Annotated in this window: 2 protein-coding genes; both read left to right on the top strand. The window is 73.9% G+C overall.

All coding sequences use genetic code 11. The annotated features are described in order from the left end of the window. Positions 1-108: 108 nt before the first annotated feature. Positions 109-15,861, top strand: coding sequence for an SDR family NAD(P)-dependent oxidoreductase (locus tag ABFJ78_RS31955; protein WP_436390320.1), 15,753 nt, complete (start codon positions 109-111; stop codon positions 15,859-15,861). Continuing rightward, positions 15,858-21,137, top strand: a complete 5,280-nt coding sequence (locus ABFJ78_RS31950) for a type I polyketide synthase (RefSeq protein ID WP_436390318.1) — start codon at positions 15,858-15,860, stop codon at positions 21,135-21,137. Before ABFJ78_RS31955 ends, ABFJ78_RS31950 begins: the two co-directional genes overlap by 4 nt. The last annotated feature ends 122 nt before the right edge of the window (positions 21,138-21,259 follow it).

Below are 21,259 nucleotides of genomic sequence, written 5' to 3'. Positions count from 1 at the left end.
TTTGCCGCCCCTAGAAGGCTTTTCAGGGGATCCGGCCGCGGTGCGCGCCGACCTACGATCGATCAAGACGACCATGAGTGCTGGCTTGCTACAGCGGTGGAGTGCGGAATGCGTGAGTTTGAGACCGAATCGAATCGGGCGTCCGGGTTCGCGGAGCGGCTGACCGAACTGCCCGCCGGTGACCGCGCGGCATTCCTGGCCGACGTCGTCCACGACGCCACCCGGGCCGCGCTGCTGGCGGCGCGCCCGGACGTCCCGGCGGTGCTCGACCCGGAAAAGGCGTTCTCCGACCACGGGTTCGACTCGCTGGCGGCGGTGGAGCTGCACGCGCGGCTCACCGAGGCCACCGGGCTCGACCTGCCGGTCACCCTGGCCTTCGACCACCCGACCCCGGCCGCCGTCGCGCGCTTCCTGCACGCCGCGGTGTTCGGGGCCGAAATCGTCCACAGTGGATACACGAAGGCCGAAGCCGACGAGCCGGTCGTGATCGTCGGCATCGGCTGCCGGTACCCCGGCGGGACCGCGTCGCCCGAGGACCTCTGGCGGCTGGTCGAGCAAGAGGTGCACACCATCACCGGGTTCCCGACCGACCGCGGCTGGGACCTCGACGGTCTCTACGACCCGGACCCCGACCGCCCGGGCAGCAGCTACGTCACCTCCGGCGGCTTCCTGCCCGACGCCGGCGAGTTCGACGCGGACTTCTTCGGCATCGCCCCGCGCGAGGCGTCCGCGATGGACCCGCAGCAGCGCCTGGTCCTCGAGACGGCGTGGGAAGCCTTGGAGCGCGCCAAGATCGACCCGACGACGCTGCGCGGCACGCCCGCCGGCGTCTTCATCGGCGCCGAGGCCCAGGAGTACGGCCCGCGCCTGCACGAGGCCCCGGACGGCCTCGACGGTTACCTGCTCACCGGCAACGCGCCCAGCGTCGTCTCCGGCCGCGTCGCCTACGCGCTCGGCCTCGAAGGCCCGACGCTGACCGTCGACACCGCGTGCTCCGGCTCGCTCGTCGCCCTGCACCTCGCCGTGCAGGCCCTGCGCCGCGGCGAGACGCAGCTCGCGCTCGCCGGCGGTGTCGCCGTCATGGGCGGCCCGGGCACGTTCACCGCGTTCAGCCGCCAGCGCGGCCTCGCCGAAGACGGCCGCTGCAAGGCGTTCGCCGCGGGCGCGGACGGCACCGGCTTCGCCGAAGGTGTCGGCGTCCTGGTCCTGGAGCGGCTGTCCGACGCGGTCGCGAACGGCCACGCCGTGCTCGCCGTCGTCCGCGGCACCGCGATCAACTCCGATGGCGCGTCCAACGGCCTCACCGCGCCCAACGGCCCGTCGCAGCAGCGCGTGATCCACCGCGCGCTCGCCGACGCCGGGCTCACGGCGTCCGAAGTGGACGCCGTCGAGGCGCACGGCACCGGCACCCGGCTCGGCGACCCGATCGAGGCGCAGGCTCTGCTCGCCGCCTACGGCCAGGAGCGCGAGACGCCGCTGCTGCTCGGGTCGATCAAGTCCAACATCGGCCACACCCAGGCCGCGGCCGGCGTGGCCGGCGTGATCAAGATGGTCGAGGCGATCCGCCACGGCCGGCTGCCCAAGACCCTGCACGTCGACGCGCCGACCCCGCACGTCGACTGGACCGCGGGTGCGGTCGAGCTGCTCACCGAGGCCCGCGAGTGGCCGGAGGTCGGGCGTCCGCGCCGCGCCGGTGTCTCGTCGTTCGGGGTCAGCGGCACCAACGCCCACGTCATCATCGAGCAGGCGCCCGCGACCGCCGGCGAGGACGGCACCACCGAGCCGCTGCCGGTCGTCCCGCTCGTCGTCTCCGCGCGCAGTGCGGAAGCCCTGCGGGCGCAGGCGGAGAAGCTCGTGTCCACTGTGGAGTCGGCCGACCTGACCGAGGTCGGTTTCTCCCTGGCCGGCACGCGCGCCGCGCACGACCACCGCGCGGTCGTCGTCGCCGAGAGCACCGAAGACGCCGTCCGCGGCCTGCGCGCGCTCGCCGCGGGTGAGCCGGACGCCGCCGTCGTGACCGGCACCCGCACGCCGGGCAGGCTCGCGATGCTGTTCACCGGCCAGGGTTCGCAGCGGCTCGCCATGGGCAAGGAGCTGTACCTCGCGTACCCGGTGTTCGCCGAGGTCTTCGACGAGGCCGTCGACCACCTCGACGTCCAGCTGGACCGCCCGCTGCGGGACGTCCTCTTCGGCGACGACGCCGAGGACCTGAACGGCACCCAGTACGCGCAGTGCGCGCTGTTCGCGATCGAGGTCGCGCTCGCGCGGCTGCTGGAGTCGTGGGGCGTCAAGCCGGACGTCCTGCTCGGCCACTCGATCGGCGAGCTGGCCGCCGCGCACATCGCCGGCGTCTGGTCCCTTGAGGACGCTTGCCTGGTCGTCGCCGCGCGCGGCCGGCTCATGCAGGCGCTGCCCGAGGGCGGAGCCATGGTCGCGATCGCCGCGACCGAGGACGAAGTCGGCCCGCTGCTCACCGACGGCGTCAGCATCGCCGCGATCAACGGTCCCGCAGCGGTCGTCGTGTCCGGTGAGCGCGCCGAGGTCGACGCCGTCGCCGATGTGTTCCGCCTGCAGGGCCGCAAGACGAGCGAGCTGCGCGTGTCGCACGCGTTCCACTCGCCGCTGATGGAGCCGATGCTCGCCGAGTTCCGGGAGGTCCTGGAGGTCGTCGAGTTCTCGCCGCCGTCGGTCCCGGTGATCTCGAACGTCACCGGCCGTCAGGCGACGCCCGAAGAGCTGTGCTCGCCCGGCTACTGGCTCTACCACGTGCGGCGCGCGGTCCGGTTCGCCGACGGCGTGGCCGCGCTCGTCGCGGCCGGCGTCACCACCGCCGTCGAGGTCGGCCCGGACGCCGTCCTCGCGGCGCTCGCCGCCACCGGCCCGCACGGCTCGGACATCGCGTTCCTGCCCGCGCAGCGCCGCGGCCACGCCGAGGTCCCGGCCCTGGCCGGCGCGCTCGGGCGGCTGCACACCCGCGGCGTCCCGGTCGACTGGACGGCCGTCTTCGGCCCGGCCCGCGTGGTCGACCTGCCGACGTACGCCTTCCAGCGCAAGCACTTCTGGCTCACCGCGCCCGGCCGCGGCGACGCGGCCGACTTCGGCCAGCTCGCCTCCGGCCACCCGCTGCTCGCCGCCGAGATCGGCCTGGCCGACCATGACGGCCTGGTGCTGACCGGCCGCGTCGGCCTGCGCTCGCACCCGTGGCTCGCGGACCACGCGATCGCCGGCACGGCCCTGCTGCCCGGCACCGCGTTCGTCGAGATGGCCCTGCACGCCGCCGAGCGCGCGGGCTGCGACGTCGTCGACGAGCTGACCCTGCAGGCTCCCTTGGCCGTCCCGGAAGGCCGCGGCGTCGAGGTGCAGGCCGTGGTCGGCCCGGTCGAGGACGGCCGCCGCACCATCGAGTTCTACTCGCGCGCCGAGCAGGACGTCGCCTGGACCCGGCACGCCACCGGCGTGCTGGCCGAGGCCGCCGCCGGCGAGCCCGCTTCGCTGACCGCGTGGCCGCCGTCCGGCGCCGAGGTCGTCGCGACGAGCGAGCTGTACGACGAGCTGGCCGCGCAGGGTTACGGCTACGGCCCGCTGTTCCGGGGCCTGCGCACGGCGTGGAAGCGCGATGACGTCGTGTACGCCGAGGTGGCTCTGCCCGAGCGGGACGACTCCTTCGGCATCCACCCGGCGCTGCTCGACGCCGTCCTGCACGCCACCGACTTCGCCCCGGGCGAGGCCCGGGAACCCGGCGAGATCCGCCTGCCGTTCGCGTGGACCGGCGTGCGGCTGCACGCCTCCGGCGCGGCCGAGGCGCGGGTGCGGATCACCTCGCCCGCCACCGGCGGTGTCTCCATCGACGTCACCGACACGGCGGGTGCGCCGGTGCTGTCGGTGGAGTCGTTCCGCAGTCGCCCGGTCAGCGGCGCCGACCTGGGCCCCCGCGCCCAGGACCTGCTGCACACCGTCGAGTGGACGCCGGTCGCCGCTTCGGACGCGAAGCTCTCGATCGCCGAGGTCACCGACCTGGCCGAGCTGACCGAGGTGCCGGACACGATCGTCGTGCCGGTCGCCGCGAAGGGCCGGAGCGTTCCGGCGGCGGCCAAGCAGGTCGCCCACCGCGTGCTCGCCATCCTCCAGGAGTTCGTCGCCGACGAGCGCTTCGCTTCGGCCAAGCTCGTGCTCCGGACGCCCGGCTCGCTCGCCGACTCCGTCGTGCGCGGGCTGGTGCGCTCGGCGCAGGCCGAGCAGCCGGGCCGGATCGTCCTCGTCGAAGGCGAGACCACCGCCGCGACGCTGGCCACCGCGCTCGCGTCCGGCGAGCCGGAGCTGCGCGTCGACGGCGACCGGGTGCTGGCGTCGCGGCTCGTCCGCCTGCACACCGACGCACCGGCCTGGCAGGCAGGCGGCACCGTGCTGGTCACCGGCGGCACCGGTGGCCTCGGCGCGCAGGTCGCGCGCCACCTCGTCACCACACACGACGTCCGGCACCTGGTGCTGCTCAGCCGCCGCGGAAGCGACGCCCCGGGCGCGGCCGAGCTGGTCGCTGAACTGGAGGCGAACGCGACGGTGCAGGTCATCGCCTGCGACGTCACGAAGAAGCGGTCGCTGTCGGCCGCGCTGAAGAAGATCGAGCGGCCGCTCACCGCCGTCGTCCACACCGCCGGTGTCCTCGACGACGCCTTGCTCGCCTCGCTCACCGAAGAGCGGCTCGACACCGTCCTCGCGCCGAAGGTCGACGCCGCCTGGGCCCTGCACGAGCTGACGTCGGACCTGGCCGCGTTCGTCCTGTTCTCCTCCTCGGCCGGCCTGGTCGACGGTGCGGGCCAGGCGAACTACGCCGCGGGCAACACCTTCCTCGACGCGCTCGCCGAGCACCGGCGTGAGCAGGGCCTGCCGGCGACGTCGCTCGCCTGGGGGCTGTGGACCGACGACGGCGCCGCGCTCGGCATGAGCGCCGGACTGTCCGAAAAGGACCTGAGCCGGATCGGCCGGCTGGGCCTCGCCCCGCTGACCGCGGCCGAAAGCCTGGCCGCGCTGGACGCCGCGATCGCTTCGGGGACGGCCAATGTCGTGCCGACCCGCGTCGACCGCGCCGCCCTGGGCAACCGCGACGACGTCCCGGCGCTGCTGCGCGGCCTCGTCCCGGCGAACCGGCGCCGCATCGCCGCGGCCGCGGGCGAGCTGACGCCGGAGCGGCAGTTCGCCGAGCGGTTCGCCTCGCTGTCGGAGGCCGACCGCGACCGCGCGATGCTCGACCTGGTCCGCACGCACGTCGCGGCGGTGCTCGGCCACGACGGCCCGAGCGCGATCAGCCCGGCCCGCCCGTTCGGCGAGATCGGCTTCGACTCGCTCGCCGCGGTCGAGCTGCGCAACATCCTCGACTCCGTCACCGGCATGCGGCTGCCCGCCACGCTCGTCTTCGACCACCCGACCCCGCGCGCGCTGGCCGAGTACCTCGTCACGCGGCTCGGCGGCCTGGCCCCGGTCAAGCCGGTCGCGCCGGTGACCACGGCCGACCCGGAGGAGCCGATCGCCATCGTCGGCATCGCCTGCCGCTACCCCGGCGGCGTCGCGACACCGGAAGACCTGTGGCGGCTCGTCGCGGGCGGGCAGGAGGCGCTCACGCCGTTCCCGGCCGACCGCGGCTGGAACGTCGACTCGCTCTACGACCCCGAGCCCGGCAAGCCCGGCCACTCCTACGTCAAGCACGGCGCGTTCCTGCACGACGCCGCCGAGTTCGACGCCGACTTCTTCGAGATCAGCCCGCGCGAGGCGGCCGCGATGGACCCGCAGCAGCGGCTGCTGCTGGAAGTGTCCTGGGAGGCGTTCGAACGGGCCGGCATCGACCCGGTTTCGCTGCGCGGCAGCGCGACCGGCGTGTTCGCCGGTGTCATGTACCACGACTGGGGCACCCGCCTCGGCACGGTGTCCGACGACATCGCGGGCTACCTCGGCAATGGCAGCCTCGCCAGCGTCGTCTCCGGTCGCGTGTCCTACGCGCTCGGCCTGGAGGGCCCGACGGTCACCGTCGACACGGCTTGCTCGTCTTCGCTGGTCGCCCTGCACTGGGCGGTCCAGGCGCTGCGCCGCGGCGAGTGCACGCTGGCCCTGGCCGGTGGTGTCACCGTGATGTCCACTCCGGACACGTTCGTCGACTTCAGCCGCCAGCGCGGCCTGTCCGCCGACGGCCGCTGCCGCTCGTTCGCCGACGCGGCCGACGGCACCGGCTGGGGCGAGGGCGCGGGCATGCTGCTCGTCGAGCGGCTCTCGGACGCCCAGCGCAACGGCCACCCGGTCCTCGCGCTGCTCAAGGGTTCCGCGGTCAACCACGACGGCGCGTCCAACGGCCTCACCGCCCCGAACGGCCCGTCGCAGCAGCGCGTGATCGCGAAGGCACTGGCCGACGCGGGTCTCCAGCCGTCCGAAGTGGACGCCGTCGAGGGCCACGGCACCGGCACCACGCTGGGCGACCCGATCGAGGCGCAGGCGCTGCTGGCGACCTACGGGCAGGACCGGGCCGAGGACCAGCCCCTGTGGCTGGGCTCGATCAAGTCCAACATCGGCCACACCCAGGCCGCGGCCGGCGTCGCCGGCATCATCAAGATGGTCATGGCGCTGCGCAACGAGCAGCTGCCGCGGACCCTGCACGTCGACCGTCCGTCCACTGTGGTCGATTGGGACACCGGTGCGGTACGCCTGCTCACCGAGGCGCAGGACTGGTCGCCCAACGGGCACCCGCGCCGCGCGGCGGTCTCGTCGTTCGGCATCAGCGGCACCAACGCCCACGTGATCATCGAGCAGGCCCCGGTTGGCACCGAGCAGCCCGCCGAACCGCAGCCCGAGGCCGTCGTGCCGGTCGCGCTGTCCGGCCGGTCCGCGGCCGCCGTGCGCGGCCAGGCCGCCCGCCTGCGCGAGTACCTCGCCGACCACGACGACGTGCGCGTCGCCGAGCTGGCGCGGTCACTCGTTTCGACCCGCGCCGCGCTGGAGCACCGCGCGGTGGTCGTCGCCGAGACCACGGCCGAGCTGGCCGCCGGCCTCGACGCAGTGGCCGCCGGCGAGCAGGGCAGCGAGGCCGTCACCGAAGGCAAGCTGGCGTTCCTGTTCTCCGGGCAGGGTGCGCAGCGGGTGGGGATGGGCGCCGAGCTGTCGGCGGCCTACCCGGTCTTCGCCGACGCCTTCGACGCCGTCTGCGCCGCGATCGACCCGCTGCTGGACATCCCGCTGCGCGACGTCGTCTTCGGCACGACCGCGCTCGCCGACCGCGGCCTCCTGGACCAGACGCAGTACACGCAGACCGCGTTGTTCGCGGTCGAGGTCGCGCTCTTCCGGCTCGCCGAGTCGTGGGGGATCGTCCCCGACGCCCTCGCCGGCCACTCGATCGGCGAGCTGGCCGCGGCGCACGTCGCCGGGGTGCTTTCCCTTGCCGACGCGGCGAAACTGGTCGCGGCCCGCGGCCGCCTGATGGGGGCGCTGAGCACGCCGCCGGGCGCGATGGTCTCCCTGGTCACCACCGAAGAGGCCGCGCGGGAGCTGATCCGCGGGCACGAGGACGACGTCAGCATCGCCGCCGTCAACGGCCCCGCGTCGGTCGTCATCTCCGGCACCGCCGACGTCGTGTCCCGCATCGAGCGCGCCACCGACGTCCGGACGCGGCGGCTGCGCGTCAGCCACGCGTTCCACTCGCCGCTGATGACGCCGATGCTCGACGAGTTCCGCGAGATCGCCGCCGGGCTGACGTTCCACGAGCCGAAGATCCCGATCTTCTCCACGGTCTCGCCGGACGCGGACCTGACCTCGCCCGAGTACTGGGTCACGCACGTCCGCGAAGCCGTCCGCTTCGGGGACGCGGTGGCCGCGCTGGCCGCCGACGGCGTGCGGACGTTCCTCGAGCTGGGGCCGGACAGCGTGCTGACCGCGCTCGGCCGCCAGATCGACCCGGACGCCGCGTTCGTCCCGTTCGGCCGTCGCGACCGCGACGAGGTCCGCACCGCGCTGGCCGCGCTCGGCCGGCTCCACGCCCGTGGTGCCGCCGGCCTGGGCAAGGTGCTCGGCGACGGCCCGATCCGGCTCGACCTGCCGACGTACGCCTTCCAGCACAAGCGCTACTGGCTCGACGCGACCCCGTCCGGGGACGTGACGGCCGTCGGCCAGCAGCCGCTGCCGCACCCGATGCTCGGCGCGGTCGTGCCGCTGTCCGGTTCGGACACCACGGTGCTCACCGGCCGGCTGTCGGCCGGGTCGGTGCCGTGGGTGGCCGACCACGTCGTCAAGGGCGCGATCCTGGTGCCCGGCACCGGGTTCGTCGAGCTCGCCATCGCGGCGGGCGACCAGGTCGCGCACTCGACGGTCGAAGAGCTGACGCTGCAGGCGCCGCTCGTCCTGCCGCCGGACGGCGCTGTCGCGCTGCAGGTCGTGGTCGGCCCCGCCGACGGCGACCGCCGCCCGATCACGGTCTTCTCCCGGCCGGTCGACGGCGACGAGTGGACGCAGCACGCGATCGGCACGCTGTCCGCGGCACCGCGGCCCGAGCCCGCCGGGCTCACCGAATGGCCGCCCGCCGGGGCGACCCCCATCGTGGTCGAGGGTGCCTACGACCTGCTCGAAGAGCGCGGGTACGGCTACGGCCCGTCGTTCCAGGGCCTCAAGGCCGCCTGGAAGCGGGGCACCGAGGTGTTCGCCGAGGTCGCGCTGCCGGAACCGGCGGCGTCGACGGCGAGCCGGTACGGCCTGCACCCGGCGTTGCTCGACATCGCGATGCACGCCGACCTCCTGGGCGACCCGGGCGGCGCGACGCTGCTGCCCTTCGTCTGGAACGGCGTCACGCTGCACGCCGCCGGCGCTTCGGTGCTGCGGGTGCGGATCGAGCGGCTGAACGGCGACGAGGTGTCGGCCATCGAGGTGGCCGACAGCGAAGGGCGTCCGGTCGCGACCATCGACTCGCTGGTCTCCCGTCCGGTCCGCCGAGAGCTGACCGCCTCGTCCGAAGTGGACGGATCGCTGCTGAAGATCGCCTGGCAGCCGGTGTCCGTGCCGCAGTCCGACGCGGAGGTCGTGGCCGTGGGCCGCGGCCGGGTCGGGGTGGCCGCCACCTACGCCGACTTCGCCGACCTGCTCGGCGCCGTCGACCGCGGCGAGCCGGTGCCGGGCGTGCTCACGCTGAGCGTGCCCGAGCGCACCGGCGACGTCCCGGAGACGGCCCGGGCGAACGCCGCCTGGCTGCTCGCCGAACTCCAGGCCTGGCTGGCCGACTCGCGGTTCGCCGCCACGAAGCTGGCGGTCGTGACGCAGGACGCGGTCCCGGCCGGGGAGTCTGCTGTGGACGTCACGCAGGGCCTGTTGTGGGGCCTGGCGCGCGGGGCGCAGGCGGAGCACCCGGGCCGGGTGTTCGTGGTCGACGCCGATGCCGATGCGACAGCGGGGACCATCGCGGCGGTCGTCGCCTCCGGGGAGCCGGAGGCCGCGATTCGCGACGGCGTGGTCGTCGTGCCGCGGTACGTCAAGACCGAGGCCGGCGACGCTTCCCCGTGGGGTACTGGCACCGTGCTGATCACCGGCGGCACCGGCGGGCTGGGCAGCCTGCTGGCCCGCTACCTGGTGGCCGAGCACGGCGTCACCTCCCTGGTGCTCACCAGCCGCCGCGGGCTCGGCGCGCCGGGCGCCGAGCAGCTCGTCGAGGACCTCACCGACCTCGGGGCCCGGGTGCGGGTCGCCGCGTGCGACGTCACCGAGCGCGCCCAGGTCGAGAACGTCCTCGGCGCGATCGACGACCTCACCGCCGTGGTGCACGCGGCCGGTACCGCCGACAGCGGCGTCTTCGACTCGCTGACCGCCGACCGGCTCGACGCGGTCCTGCGGGCCAAGGTCGACGCCGCCTGGCACCTGCACGAACTGACCCACGACCTGGCCGCGTTCGTGATGTTCTCCTCCGCCGGCGGCCAGGTGCTGCCCGCGGGCCAGGCGAACTACGCCGCCGCCAACGCGTTCCTCGACGGCCTCGCCGCGCACCGCCAGGCCGCCGGTCAGCCGGCGACGGCGCTCGCGTGGGGGCTGTGGGCCGAGAACACCGGCCTCGGCGGCGAGCTGGCCGAGGCGGACCTCGCCCGGATGGCGCGGCTCGGCCTGCCCGCGGTCACCGCGGAGCAGGGGCTCGCGCTGTTCGACGCGGCGACCGCCACCGCCGACGCCGTGATCGCCCCGCTGCGGGTCGACGTCGCGGCCCTGCGGGCCCGCACCGACGACCTGCCCGCGTTGCTGCGCGGGTTCGTCCCGCCGAAGGCTCGCCGGACCGCCAAGGCGGCGAAGGCGGCCGACAACGCACTGGCCGCGGAACTGGCCGCGCTGGCCGACAACGAGCGCGACCGCGTGCTGCTGGACATCGTCCGCACGCAGGTGGCCACCGTGCTCGGCTACGCCGACAAGTCCGAAGTGGACGGCGCACGGGCGTTCAAGGAGCTCGGCTTCGACTCGCTCGCCGCGGTCGAGCTGCGCAACCTGCTCGGCACCGCGACCGGCCTGACCCTGCCGGCGACGCTGATCTTCGACCACCCGACCGCCAAGGCGGTGGCGGACTTCGTCAAGGGCAAGCTCCTCGGCGCGGTCGCGAAGGTCCCGGCCACGACGACCCGGACGAACGCGTCGATGCAGGAACCGATCGCGATCGTCGGCATGGCCTGCCGGTACCCCGGTGGCGTCCGGTCGCCGGAGGACCTCTGGCAGCTGCTCGTCGACGAGGTCGACGCCGTGTCGGAGTTCCCGGCCAACCGCGGCTGGGACATCGACAGCATCTACGACCCCGAGCGCGGCAAGCGGGGCAAGACCTACGCCCGCGAAGGCGGCTTCCTCCACGAAGGCACCTTGTTCGACCCGGCGTTCTTCGGCATCGGCCCGCGCGAGGCGCTGGCCATGGACCCGCAGCAGCGGCTTCTGCTGGAGACGGCGTGGGAGGCCATCGAGCGGGCCGGCATCGACCCGACCGCGCTGCGCGGCAGCATGACCGGCGTCTTCACCGGCGCCATGTACGACGACTACGGCAGCCGCGTCCCCGGCGCACCGCTCGACGTCGCCGCCTACATCCCCAACGGCAGCTCGGGCGCGGTCGTCTCCGGCCGCATCTCCTACCTGCTGGGGCTGGAAGGCCCGTGCATGACGGTCGACACCGCGTGCTCGTCTTCGCTGGTCACGCTGCACCTCGCGGTGCAGGCGCTGCGGGCGGGGGAGTGCGGGCTGGCGCTCGCGGGCGGCGTCACGCTGCTTTCGCAGCCGGACCTGTTCGTCGACTCCAGCCGTCAGGGCGTGCTCTCGCCCAACGGCCGGTCGAAGTCGTTCTCCGCGGCCTCCGACGGCGTCGGCTGGGCCGAAGGCGCGGGCCTGCTCCTGCTGGAGCGGCTGTCCGACGCCCAGCGCAACGGGCACGAGGTCCTCGCGGTGGTCCGCTCCAGCGCCGTCAACCAGGACGGCGCGTCGAACGGCCTCACCGCGCCGAACGGGCCGTCGCAGGAACGCGTCATCCACGCGGCCCTCGCGGCGGGCGGCCTGACTCCGTCCGAAGTGGACGCCGTCGAGGCGCACGGTTCGGGCACCAAGCTGGGTGACCCGATCGAGGCGCAGGCGCTGCTGGCCACCTACGGCCAGGACCGGCCGGACGGGCGGCCGCTGTACCTGGGCTCGGTGAAGTCCAACATCGGCCACGCGCAGGCTTCCGGCGGCGCGGCGGGCGTGATCAAGGTCGTCCAGGCCCTGCGGCACAACATGCTGCCGAAGTCGCTGCACATCGACGCGCCGTCCCCGGTCGTCGACTGGACCACCGGCGACATCGAGCTGCTGAGCGAGGCCCGGCCGTGGCTGCCGAACGGCCGCCCGCGCCGCGCGGGTGTCTCGTCCTTCGGCATCAGCGGGACGAACGCGCACATCATCATCGAAGAGGCTCCGCCGTCCACTGTGGAACGTCCGCGGCGGACCGCGCCGGCGCTGCCGACGGTGCCGCTGCCGATCGCCGGGACCACGGCCGCGGCGCTCGCCGACCAGGCGGCCCGACTGGCGGCGTGGATCCGGTCGAACCCGGAGCTGGACCTGACCGACGTCGGCTACTCACTGGCGACCGGCCGGGCCGCGCTCGACCACCGTTCGGTGGTCTTGGCGGGCAACCGCGACGCCGCGTTGAAGGCCCTCGACGGGCTCGCCACCGGCGGGACCCCGGCGGGCACGGTGACCGGCACGACCAGCGCGGCCGACCTGACCGCGTTCCTCTTCACCGGCCAGGGCGCCCAGCAGCCGGGCATGGGCCGCGAGCTGTACGAGGCCTTCCCGGTCTTCGCCGGCGCGTTCGACGAGGCCTGCGGCCTCTTCGACACCGAGGTCCCGCTCAAGGACGTCATCTGGGAAGGCAACGAACTGCTGAACCAGACGGCGTACACGCAGTGCGCGCTGTTCGCGATCGAGGTCGCGCTCTACCGCCTGGTCGAGTCGTGGGGCCTCACGCCCGACTACGTCGCCGGGCACTCGATCGGCGAGCTGGCCGCGGCGCATGTCGCCGGAGTCCTCTCGCTGGCCGACGCCTGCGCCCTGGTCGCGGCTCGCGGCCGGCTGATGCAGGCGCTTCCCGCCGGGGGAGCGATGGCGGCGATCGCGGCCACCGAGGACGAGGTGCGCGCCGCGCTCCCGGCCGGGGTCGACGTCGCGGCGGTCAACGGCCCGCGGTCGGTGGTCATCTCCGGTCCCGAGGACGCGGTGAAGGCCGCGATGGCGGTCTTCAAGGAGGCCGGCCGGCGCGTGAAGCAGCTGGTCGTCTCGCACGCCTTCCACTCCGCGCTGATGGAGCCGATGCTGGCCGACTTCGCCGTGGTGGCGGAGAAGCTGACCTACCACGCCCCGGGCATCCCGGTCGTCTCCAACGTGACCGGCCGGATCGCCACCGCCGAGCAGCTCTGCTCGCCGGAGTACTGGGTGAACCACGTCCGGGAGGCCGTGCGCTTCGCCGACGGCGTCGGCACGCTGCTCTCGGCCGGCGTCACCCGGTTCGTCGAGCTGGGCCCGGACGCCGTCCTGACCGGCATGGCCCGCGAGTGCGACACCTCCGTCGCCGACCGGCCCGACCGCGTCGTGGGCGTGCCCGCCCTGCGCCGGGGCCGCGACGAGGTGCAGACGCTGTTCACCGCATTGGGCACGGTCTACTCGCGAGGCGCCAAGATCGACTGGCGGGCCCTGTTCGCCGGTCGCGGTGCGTCCACTGTGGACCTGCCGACCTACGCGTTCCAGAACAAGGAGTATTGGCTCAACGCGACGAAGCCCGCGGGCGACGTCGGCTCGCTCGGCGCCAAGTCGGCCGCGCACCCGTTGCTGGGCGCGCTGGTGGAGCTGCCCGACGGCGGCGCGGTCCTCACCGGCCGGCTCGCGGTCGACAAGCAGACCTGGCTGGCCGACCACGTGGTGCTGGGCCGGACGATGCTGCCGGGCACGGCGTACGTCGAGCTGGCCCTGCACGCCGGGGACCAGGTCGACTGCGACCTCCTGGAGGAGCTGACCCAGCAGGCGCCACTGCTGCTGCCCGAGGAGGGTGGCGTCGACCTCCGCGTCGTCGTCGGCGCTCCCGGTGCGGACGGCCGTCGCGACCTGTCGGTGCATTCCCGTATCGAGAGCGGGTGGACGCAGCACGCGGCCGGCACGCTCGCCACGGGTGCCCAGCCGGCGGAGTTCGACCTGACGGCGTGGCCGCCCGAGGGCGCCGAAGCCGTCGACCTCACCGGGCTGTACGACGACCTGGCGGGCCTCGGCTTCGGCTACGGCCCGGTGTTCCGCAACCTGCGCGCGGTCTGGCTGCGCGAGGGTGAGGTGTTCGCCGAGGTGGCGCTGCCCGAGGGCACCGCGGCGAGTGACTTCGGGCTCCACCCGGGTCTGCTGGACTCGGCGCTGGGCGCGACGGACTTCCTCGTTCCGGGTGGGCCGAAGGCGCTGACCGAGACGACGATCCCGTTCGCCTGGAACCAGGTTTCGCTGCACGCCTCCGGCGCCACGACGCTGCGGGTGCGGGTCCGCAAGGAGGGCAAGGACGCTTCGCTGGCCCTCGCCGACGCGGCCGGTACGCCGGTCGCGTGGATCGAGTCGCTGGTGACGCGGCCGGTGTCGGAAGGCCAGCTGGGCGCCAAGGTGCCCGACTCACTCCACCGGATCGACTGGCAGCCCGCGGCGGGTGTCCGCCTGGTCAAGTCCCTCGAGGGCTGGGCCGTGCTCGGCGCCGACGACCTCGGCCTCGGCGTCCCGACGCACGACGAGCCGGTGGCCGCCGATGTGCTGGTCCTGCCGGTGGTGTCCGCCGACGGAGACGTGCCCACCCGGGTCCACGCGACCGTCCAGAACACCTTGGCGCAGTTGCGGTCTTGGCTCGACGGCCCGTCCGACGGCAAGCTCCTGGTCGTCACGCGGGGCGCCGTGGCGGGCACCCCGGACCTCGCCCAGGCGCCGGTCTGGGGCCTGGTGCGGGCCGCGCAGGCGGAGAACCCCGGCCGGGTCCAGGTGGTCGACGTCGACGACCTGCCGCAGTCGCTGCGAGCCCTGCCCGCGGTGGTCGCCTCCGGCGAGCCGGAAGCGATCGTCCGGGTCGGTGAAGTGCGCGTGCCGCGGCTGGCCAAGGTCACCACGGTCGGCGACCCGGTCGAGTGGGACGCGGACGGCACGGTGCTGATCACCGGTGGCGCCGGCCTGCTCGGCGGCCACCTGGCCCGGCACCTCGTCGCCCGCGGTGCTCGGAAACTGGTGCTCACCAGCCGTCGGGGTCTCGACGCACCGGGTGCTCGCGAGCTGGTCGACGAGCTGGGTGCTTCGGTGACCGTCGCGGCCTGCGACGTCACCGACCGGGACGAACTGGCCAAGCTGATCGGGTCGCTGCCCGACCTCACCGCCGTCGTGCACGCCGCCGGGCAGATGGACAGCGCGGTGCTGACCGCGCTCACCCCTCCGCAGGTCACGAATGTCCTGCGGCCCAAGGTCGACGCCGCCTGGCACCTGCACGAGCTGACCGCGTCGCTGGACCTCAAGGCGTTCGTCCTCTACTCCTCGGCGGGCGGCCTGCTGCTCGCCGCCGGACAGGCGAACTACGCGGCGGGCAACGTCTTCCTCGACGCGCTGGCCGAGCACCGCGCGGCGCTGGGCCTCCCGGCGACGTCGCTGGCCTGGGGGCCGTGGGAGGGCAGCGGCGACGCCGTCGACCTGACCCACGTCGCCCGGTACGGGGTCGCGGAGCTGGCCGTCACCGACGGTCTCGCGCTCTTCGACGCCGCACTGGCGGCCGGTGAGCCGACCCTGGTGCCGGTGAAACTGGCCGACCTGAAGGAAGCCGACCGGATCGCACCGCTCCTGCGCGGCCTGGTCACGGCCGCTCCGCGGCGGGCCGCCGCGGCGGCGGGCCCGGCGACGGCGGCGCCCGCGGCGGGCTTCGCGGACAAGCTGACCGGGATGTCGGCCGACGAGCGGGAAACCGCGTTGCTGCACCTGGTTTGCGAGAACGCGGCGGCCGTCCTCGGCTACGACGACGCTTCGGCGGTCGGCGTCGAGAAGGGCTTCACCGACCTCGGCATCGACTCGCTGGCCGCGCTCGAACTGCGCAACCGGCTCGGGGCCGCCTGCGGGCTGCGCCTGCCGGCGACGCTGATCTTCGACTACCCGAGCCCGCTGCCGCTGACCCGGTTCCTGCTGGCCGAGCTGCTGCCGGAGCTCGGCGAGCCCGAAGCCGCACTTTCACGTGAAAGTGCCGTTGTCGGCGGGGTGCCAACAGCGGCCAACGGAACCGACGAAGTGGCCGCCATCGCCGGCATGGACTTGGCCGACCTGGTCAAGTCCGCGATGGCGGGCACCGAAACCGAGGAGTCCCAGTGAGCCAGCCGTCCACCGAGCAGATCGTCGCCGCGCTGCGCCAGTCCATGATGGACAACGAGCGGCTCAAGGCGGACAACCAGAAGCTCACCGCGGCGATGAGCGAGCCGATCGCCATCATCGGGATGGGCTGCCGGTACCCCGGCGGGGTCACCACGCCGGCGCAGCTCTGGGACCTCGTCGCCGGCGGCACCGACGCCGTCGGCGAGTTCCCCGAGGACCGCGGCTGGGACACAGCGGCGCTCTTCGACCCCTCCGGCCGGCCCGGCACGACGTACTCGAAGGAAGGCGGCTTCCTCTACGACGCCGCCGACTTCGAGCCGGAGTTCTTCGGCATCTCCCCGCGGGAGGCCCGCACGCTCGACCCGCAGCAGCGGATCGTGCTGGAAACCGCGTGGGAGGCCGTGGAACGCGCCGGGATCGTGCCGTCGACGTTGCGGGGCAGCAAGACCGGCGTCTTCGCCGGCGTGATGTACCACGACTACGGCGCCGGCAGCAGCGACGGCAGTCTCATCTCCGGCCGCATCTCCTACACCCTCGGGCTGGAAGGCCCGTCGGTGTCGGTCGACACGGCGTGCTCGTCGTCGCTGGTCGCCCTGCACTGGGCGGCCCAGGCGCTGCGCCGCGGCGAGTGCTCGCTGGCCTTGGCCGGCGGCGTCACGGTCATGGTGACGCCGGACATGTTCGTCTACTTCAGCGAGCAGCAGGGCCTCGCGCCGGACGGCCGGTGCAAGGCCTTCGGCAGTGGCGCCGACGGCGTCGGATGCTCCGAGGGCGCCGGAATGCTGTTGCTGGAGAAGCTTTCCGACGCGCGTCGCAACGGCCACCACGTCCTCGCGGTGCTGCGTGGCAGCGCGGTCAACTCCGACGGCGCGTCCAGCGGCATCACCGTCCCGAACGGACCCGCGCAGCAGCGGGTGATCCGCGCGGCACTGGCCGACGCCGGGCTGAAGCTGTCCGATGTGGACGCCGTCGAAGCGCACGGCACCGGCACCAAGCTGGGTGACCCCATCGAGGCGCAGGCGCTGATCGCCACCTACGGCAAGGCGGCCACGGCCGAGAAGCCGCTGCACGTCGGGTCGTTCAAGTCGAACGTCGGCCACACGCAGGCGGCCGCCGGCGTCGGTGGCGTGATCAAGATGGTGGAGGCGCTGCGGCGCGGCGTCCTCCCGCGCACTCTGCACGCCGACGAGCCCTCGCCGCACGTCGAATGGACGGACACCGTTTCGCTGCTCAGCGAGCCGAAGACGTGGCCGGAGACCGGGCGGCCGCGCCGCGCCGGCGTGTCGTCGTTCGGGATCAGCGGGACCAACGCGCACGTGATCGTCGAGCAGGGCGACCCGGTGGCGCACTCTTCGGCCGACGGGCCGGTGACCTGGCTGCTGTCCGCCAACGACCCGGAAGCGCTGCGGGCACAGGCGGGCAAGCTCGCTTCCTCCGTCGGCGACGCGTCCACTGTGGACGTCGGGTTCTCGCTGGCGACCACCCGGACCCAGGCCGAGCACCGCGCCGGCGTCGTGGCCGCCGACCGGGTCGCCGCGATCCGCGCGCTGACCGAGTACGCGGCCGGCCGCACCCCCGCCGGCGTAGTCGAGGGGGTGGCTTCCCCCGGGCGCACGGCGTTCCTGTTCACCGGTCAAGGCGCGCAGCGCGCCGGGATGGGCGTGGAGCTGGCGGCGGCGTACCCCGCGTTCGGCGAGGCTTTCGACATCGTCGCCGCCGAGCTGGACAAGCACCTCGACGTGCCACTGCGAACCGTGCTGGGCTCCGACGACACCGGGTACACCCAGCCCGCGTTGTTCGCCGTCGAGGTCGCGGTGTTCCGGCTGCTCGAGTCGTGGGGCGTCACGCCGGACTATCTGCTGGGCCACTCGATCGGCGAGCTGGCCGCGGCGCACGTCGCCGGAGTGCTCTCGCTCGAAGACGCCTGCACGCTGGTGACAGCTCGGGCGCGGCTGATGCAGGCGCTGCCCACCGGCGGCGCGATGGTCGCCGTGGCGGCGGCCGAGGCGGACGTGCTGCCGTTGCTGACCGACGGCGTGTCGATCGCCGCCGTCAACGGGCCGGCGTCGGTCGTGCTGTCCGGTGACGAGGAGGCGGTCCTCGCGGTCGCCTCGAAGTTCGAGAAGACTTCGCGGCTGAAGGTGTCGCACGCGTTCCACTCGGCTCTGATGGAGCCGATGCTGGCCGACTTCGCCTTCATCGCCCGCAATCTGACCTACTCCGAGCCGTCGATCCCGATCGTGTCGACCGTTTCGCCGGACGCCGACCTCACCTCCCCGGAGTACTGGGTGAGCCAGGTGCGCGACGCCGTCCGGTTCGCCGACGGCATCCGCACGCTGCTCGACGCTGGTGTCACGACGTTCGTCGAGGTCGGGCCGTCGGCGGTGCTCACCGCGATGGGCCAGACGTGCCTGGGCGCGGACGACCGGGCGGCGTTCGTCCCGGTGCTGCGCAAGGACCGGCCCGAAGGCGAGTCGGCGGCCGCCGCGGTGGCCGCGCTGTTCGTCGCCGGGTCCACTGTGGACTTCCCGGCGTTCTACGCCGGCGGCGCGCCGGTCGAACTGCCTACCTACGCGTTTCAGCGCAAGCGCTACTGGCTGGAGAACCCGACCGGCGCCCGCGTCCGCGGCGTCGCCGAGGTCGGGCAGCGCGACGCCGAGCACCCGCTGCTGGGTGCCGTCGTCGTCGCGGCCGATTCGGGCGGTGCCGTGCTGACCGGCCGGCTGTCGGCTGCCACGCAGCCGTGGCTGGCGGACCACGTCGTGCAGGGCTCGATGCTGTTCCCCGGCACGGCGTTCGTCGAGCTGGCGATCCGCGCCGGCGACGAGGTCGGCTGCGGACGGCTCGACGAGCTGACCCTGGCCGCGCCGCTGATCGTGCCCGCCGAGGGAGCGGTCCGGCTGCAGGTCGTCGTCGGTGCTCTCGAATCGGAGCAGCGCTCTCTGGCGATCTATTCGCAGGCTGAGGACGCCTCCGAGTGGGTGCAGCACGGCAGCGGCCGGCTGTCCGCCGCTGTCTCCACTCCGGCGGTGGGGGCCGAGTGGCTGCCCGCCGGGGCGACCGAGATCGACGTGACCGCCCGCTACGACGAGCTGGCCGCGCAGGGCTTCGACTACGGCCCGGTGTTCGCCGGGCTGCGCCGCGTGTGGCAGGCGGGCGACCGGCTCGCCGCCGAGGTGGCGCTGCCGGAGGACACCGACGCTTCGGCGTTCGGCCTCCATCCCGCGTTGCTCGACGCGGCGCTGCACACGATCGGCCTCGCCGGGCCGACCGAGGACAAGCCGGTGCTGCCGTTCGCTTGGTCGGGCGTGTCGCTGCACGCGGCGGGCGCCTCCGAGCTGCGGGTGCTGATCTCGTCGGACGTCGAGAACACCGTGTCGATGACCGCGACGGACGCCGCCGGCGCGCCGGTGCTGAGTGTCGAATCGCTGTCGCTGCGGCCGATCGCGGCCGACGCGTTCCGCGCCACGCGCTCGGCGGTGGACGACTCGCTCTTCCGCGTCGAGTGGCAGCCGTTCACGGGTGACGCGGTTTCGGGCGTCTCGTCCGCGGTGCTCGGGTCCGGGTTCGGGCTGCCGGGTAAGTCCTATGTGGACCTTCCGACTCTGGTCGCCGACGGCGTTTCTCCCGATGTGGTGTACGCGCCGTTCGTGGCGCCCACGACCGCGTCGCCTGCCGCGGCTCGTGAAGCCACGCACCGGTTGCTGGCGCTGGCCCAGGCTTGGGTCGGCGCGGAGACCTTGGGGTCGTCGCGGCTGGTCGTCGTGGCCCAGCGGGCGATCGGGACGCGTCCCGACGAGGGCGTCGAGGACCTGACGCACGCCGCTTTGTGGGGGGTGATCCGGACGGCGCAGCTCGAGTACCCCGACCGGTTCATGGTCGTGGACGTCGACGGTGGCGAACTGCCCCTGGACGCGGTGCTCGGCGCGATGTACGCCGACGAGCCCGGGGTCGCGGTGCGCGACGGCGCGGTGCTGGTGCACCGGCTGGCGAAGTTCGTGCCTTCCGTTGACGAGGTTGCCCTGGACCCGGACGGAACGGTGCTGGTCACCGGCGGCACCGGCGTGCTCGGGCAGCTGATCGCCCGGCACCTGGTGACCGACCACGGCGTCAAGAGCTTGCTGCTGACGAGCCGTCGCGGCGCCGCGGCGCCGGGGGCCGAAGAGCTGGTTTCGTCGCTGACTTCCTTGGGAGCGGCGGTGTCCCTGGAGGCATGCGACCTCGCCGACCGGGACGCCGCGGCCGAGCTGCTGGCCGGGGTCGAGCTGTCGGCGGTCGTGCACACGGCCGGTGTCGTCGACGACGGCGTCCTGCTGGCGCTGACGCCGGAGCGGATGGACGCGGTGCTGCGGCCGAAGGTCGACGCGGCGTGGAACCTGCATTCGCTGACCGCGGACCTGGACATCCCGTTCGTCCTGTACTCGTCGGCGGGCGGCACGCTCGGCGCGGCCGGCCAGGCGAACTACTCGGCGGCGAACGTCTTCCTGGACGCGCTGGCCCACCACCGGGCGGCCACCGGGCGGCACGCGGTGTCGCTGGCGTGGGGCCTGTGGTCCGAGGGCGGCATGTCGAACGAGCTGGCCGAGACGGACCTGATCCGGATGGCGCGTTCGGGCGTGTTCGGCTTGTCGTTCGACGACGGGCTTTCGTTGTTCGACGCCACTTTCGGGACGTCGGAGCCGGCGCTGGTGCCGGTCCGGCTGGACATGTCGGGTCTGCGGGCGGACGCGCACAGCGTCCCGGCGATGCTGCGGGGCCTGGTGCGCGGCGGTGTTCGCCGTCGCGCGGAGGCTTCGGACGACTCGTGGGCCCGGATCGTGGCGCTGCCGGCTTCGGACCGCGAGCGTGCCCTGCTGGACCTGGTGTGCGGCACGGCGGCGGTGGTCCTGGGCCACGAACGCCGGGACGCGGTCGACCCGCGCAAGGGCTTCATCGAGCTGGGCTTCGACTCCTTGACGGCGATCGAGCTGCGCAACCGGCTGGAATCGGTGTCCGGGCAGCGCTTGCCGGCGACGTTGATCTTCGACCACCCGTCGGCTTCGGCACTGGCTTCGTTCCTCGGCTCGGGACTGGCCGACCCGCCGTCGGCGGTGGAGGTCCGGCTGACGGACCTGGAGGCCGAGCTGCGGTCGCTGGACGCGTCTTCCCGCGTATCGGTGGTGGCCCGGCTGCGCGAGCTGGTGACGACGTTCTCCCCGGCGGACCGCGAGCTCGAGGAGGCGGGCGCGGACGAGCTGTTCGCGATGCTGGACGAAGAACTGGAGTCGCAGGGCTGAGCTTCCCGGCTGCCTCCCCCGCCGGGACATCGGGACCGCTTCCGCCAACGGCGCCGGAAGCGGTCCCTTTTCGTGCGCGGGTTCCGCTCTCGGCCGGCCGGGATGTCATGAAAGAGTCGTTC

Source organism: Amycolatopsis sp. MEPSY49 (genome assembly GCF_051337345.1).
Lineage (GTDB): Bacteria > Actinomycetota > Actinomycetes > Mycobacteriales > Pseudonocardiaceae > Amycolatopsis.
The sequence above is the reverse complement of the archived record's forward strand: the minus strand, read 5'-3'. Positions and strand labels throughout refer to the sequence as shown.

Bases quoted from the DNA above. Each gene is read 5' to 3' on its own strand.
- ABFJ78_RS31955 (WP_436390320.1), top strand. From the start codon at position 109: ATGCGTGAGTTTGAGACCGAATCGAATCGGGCGTCCGGGTTCGCGGAG.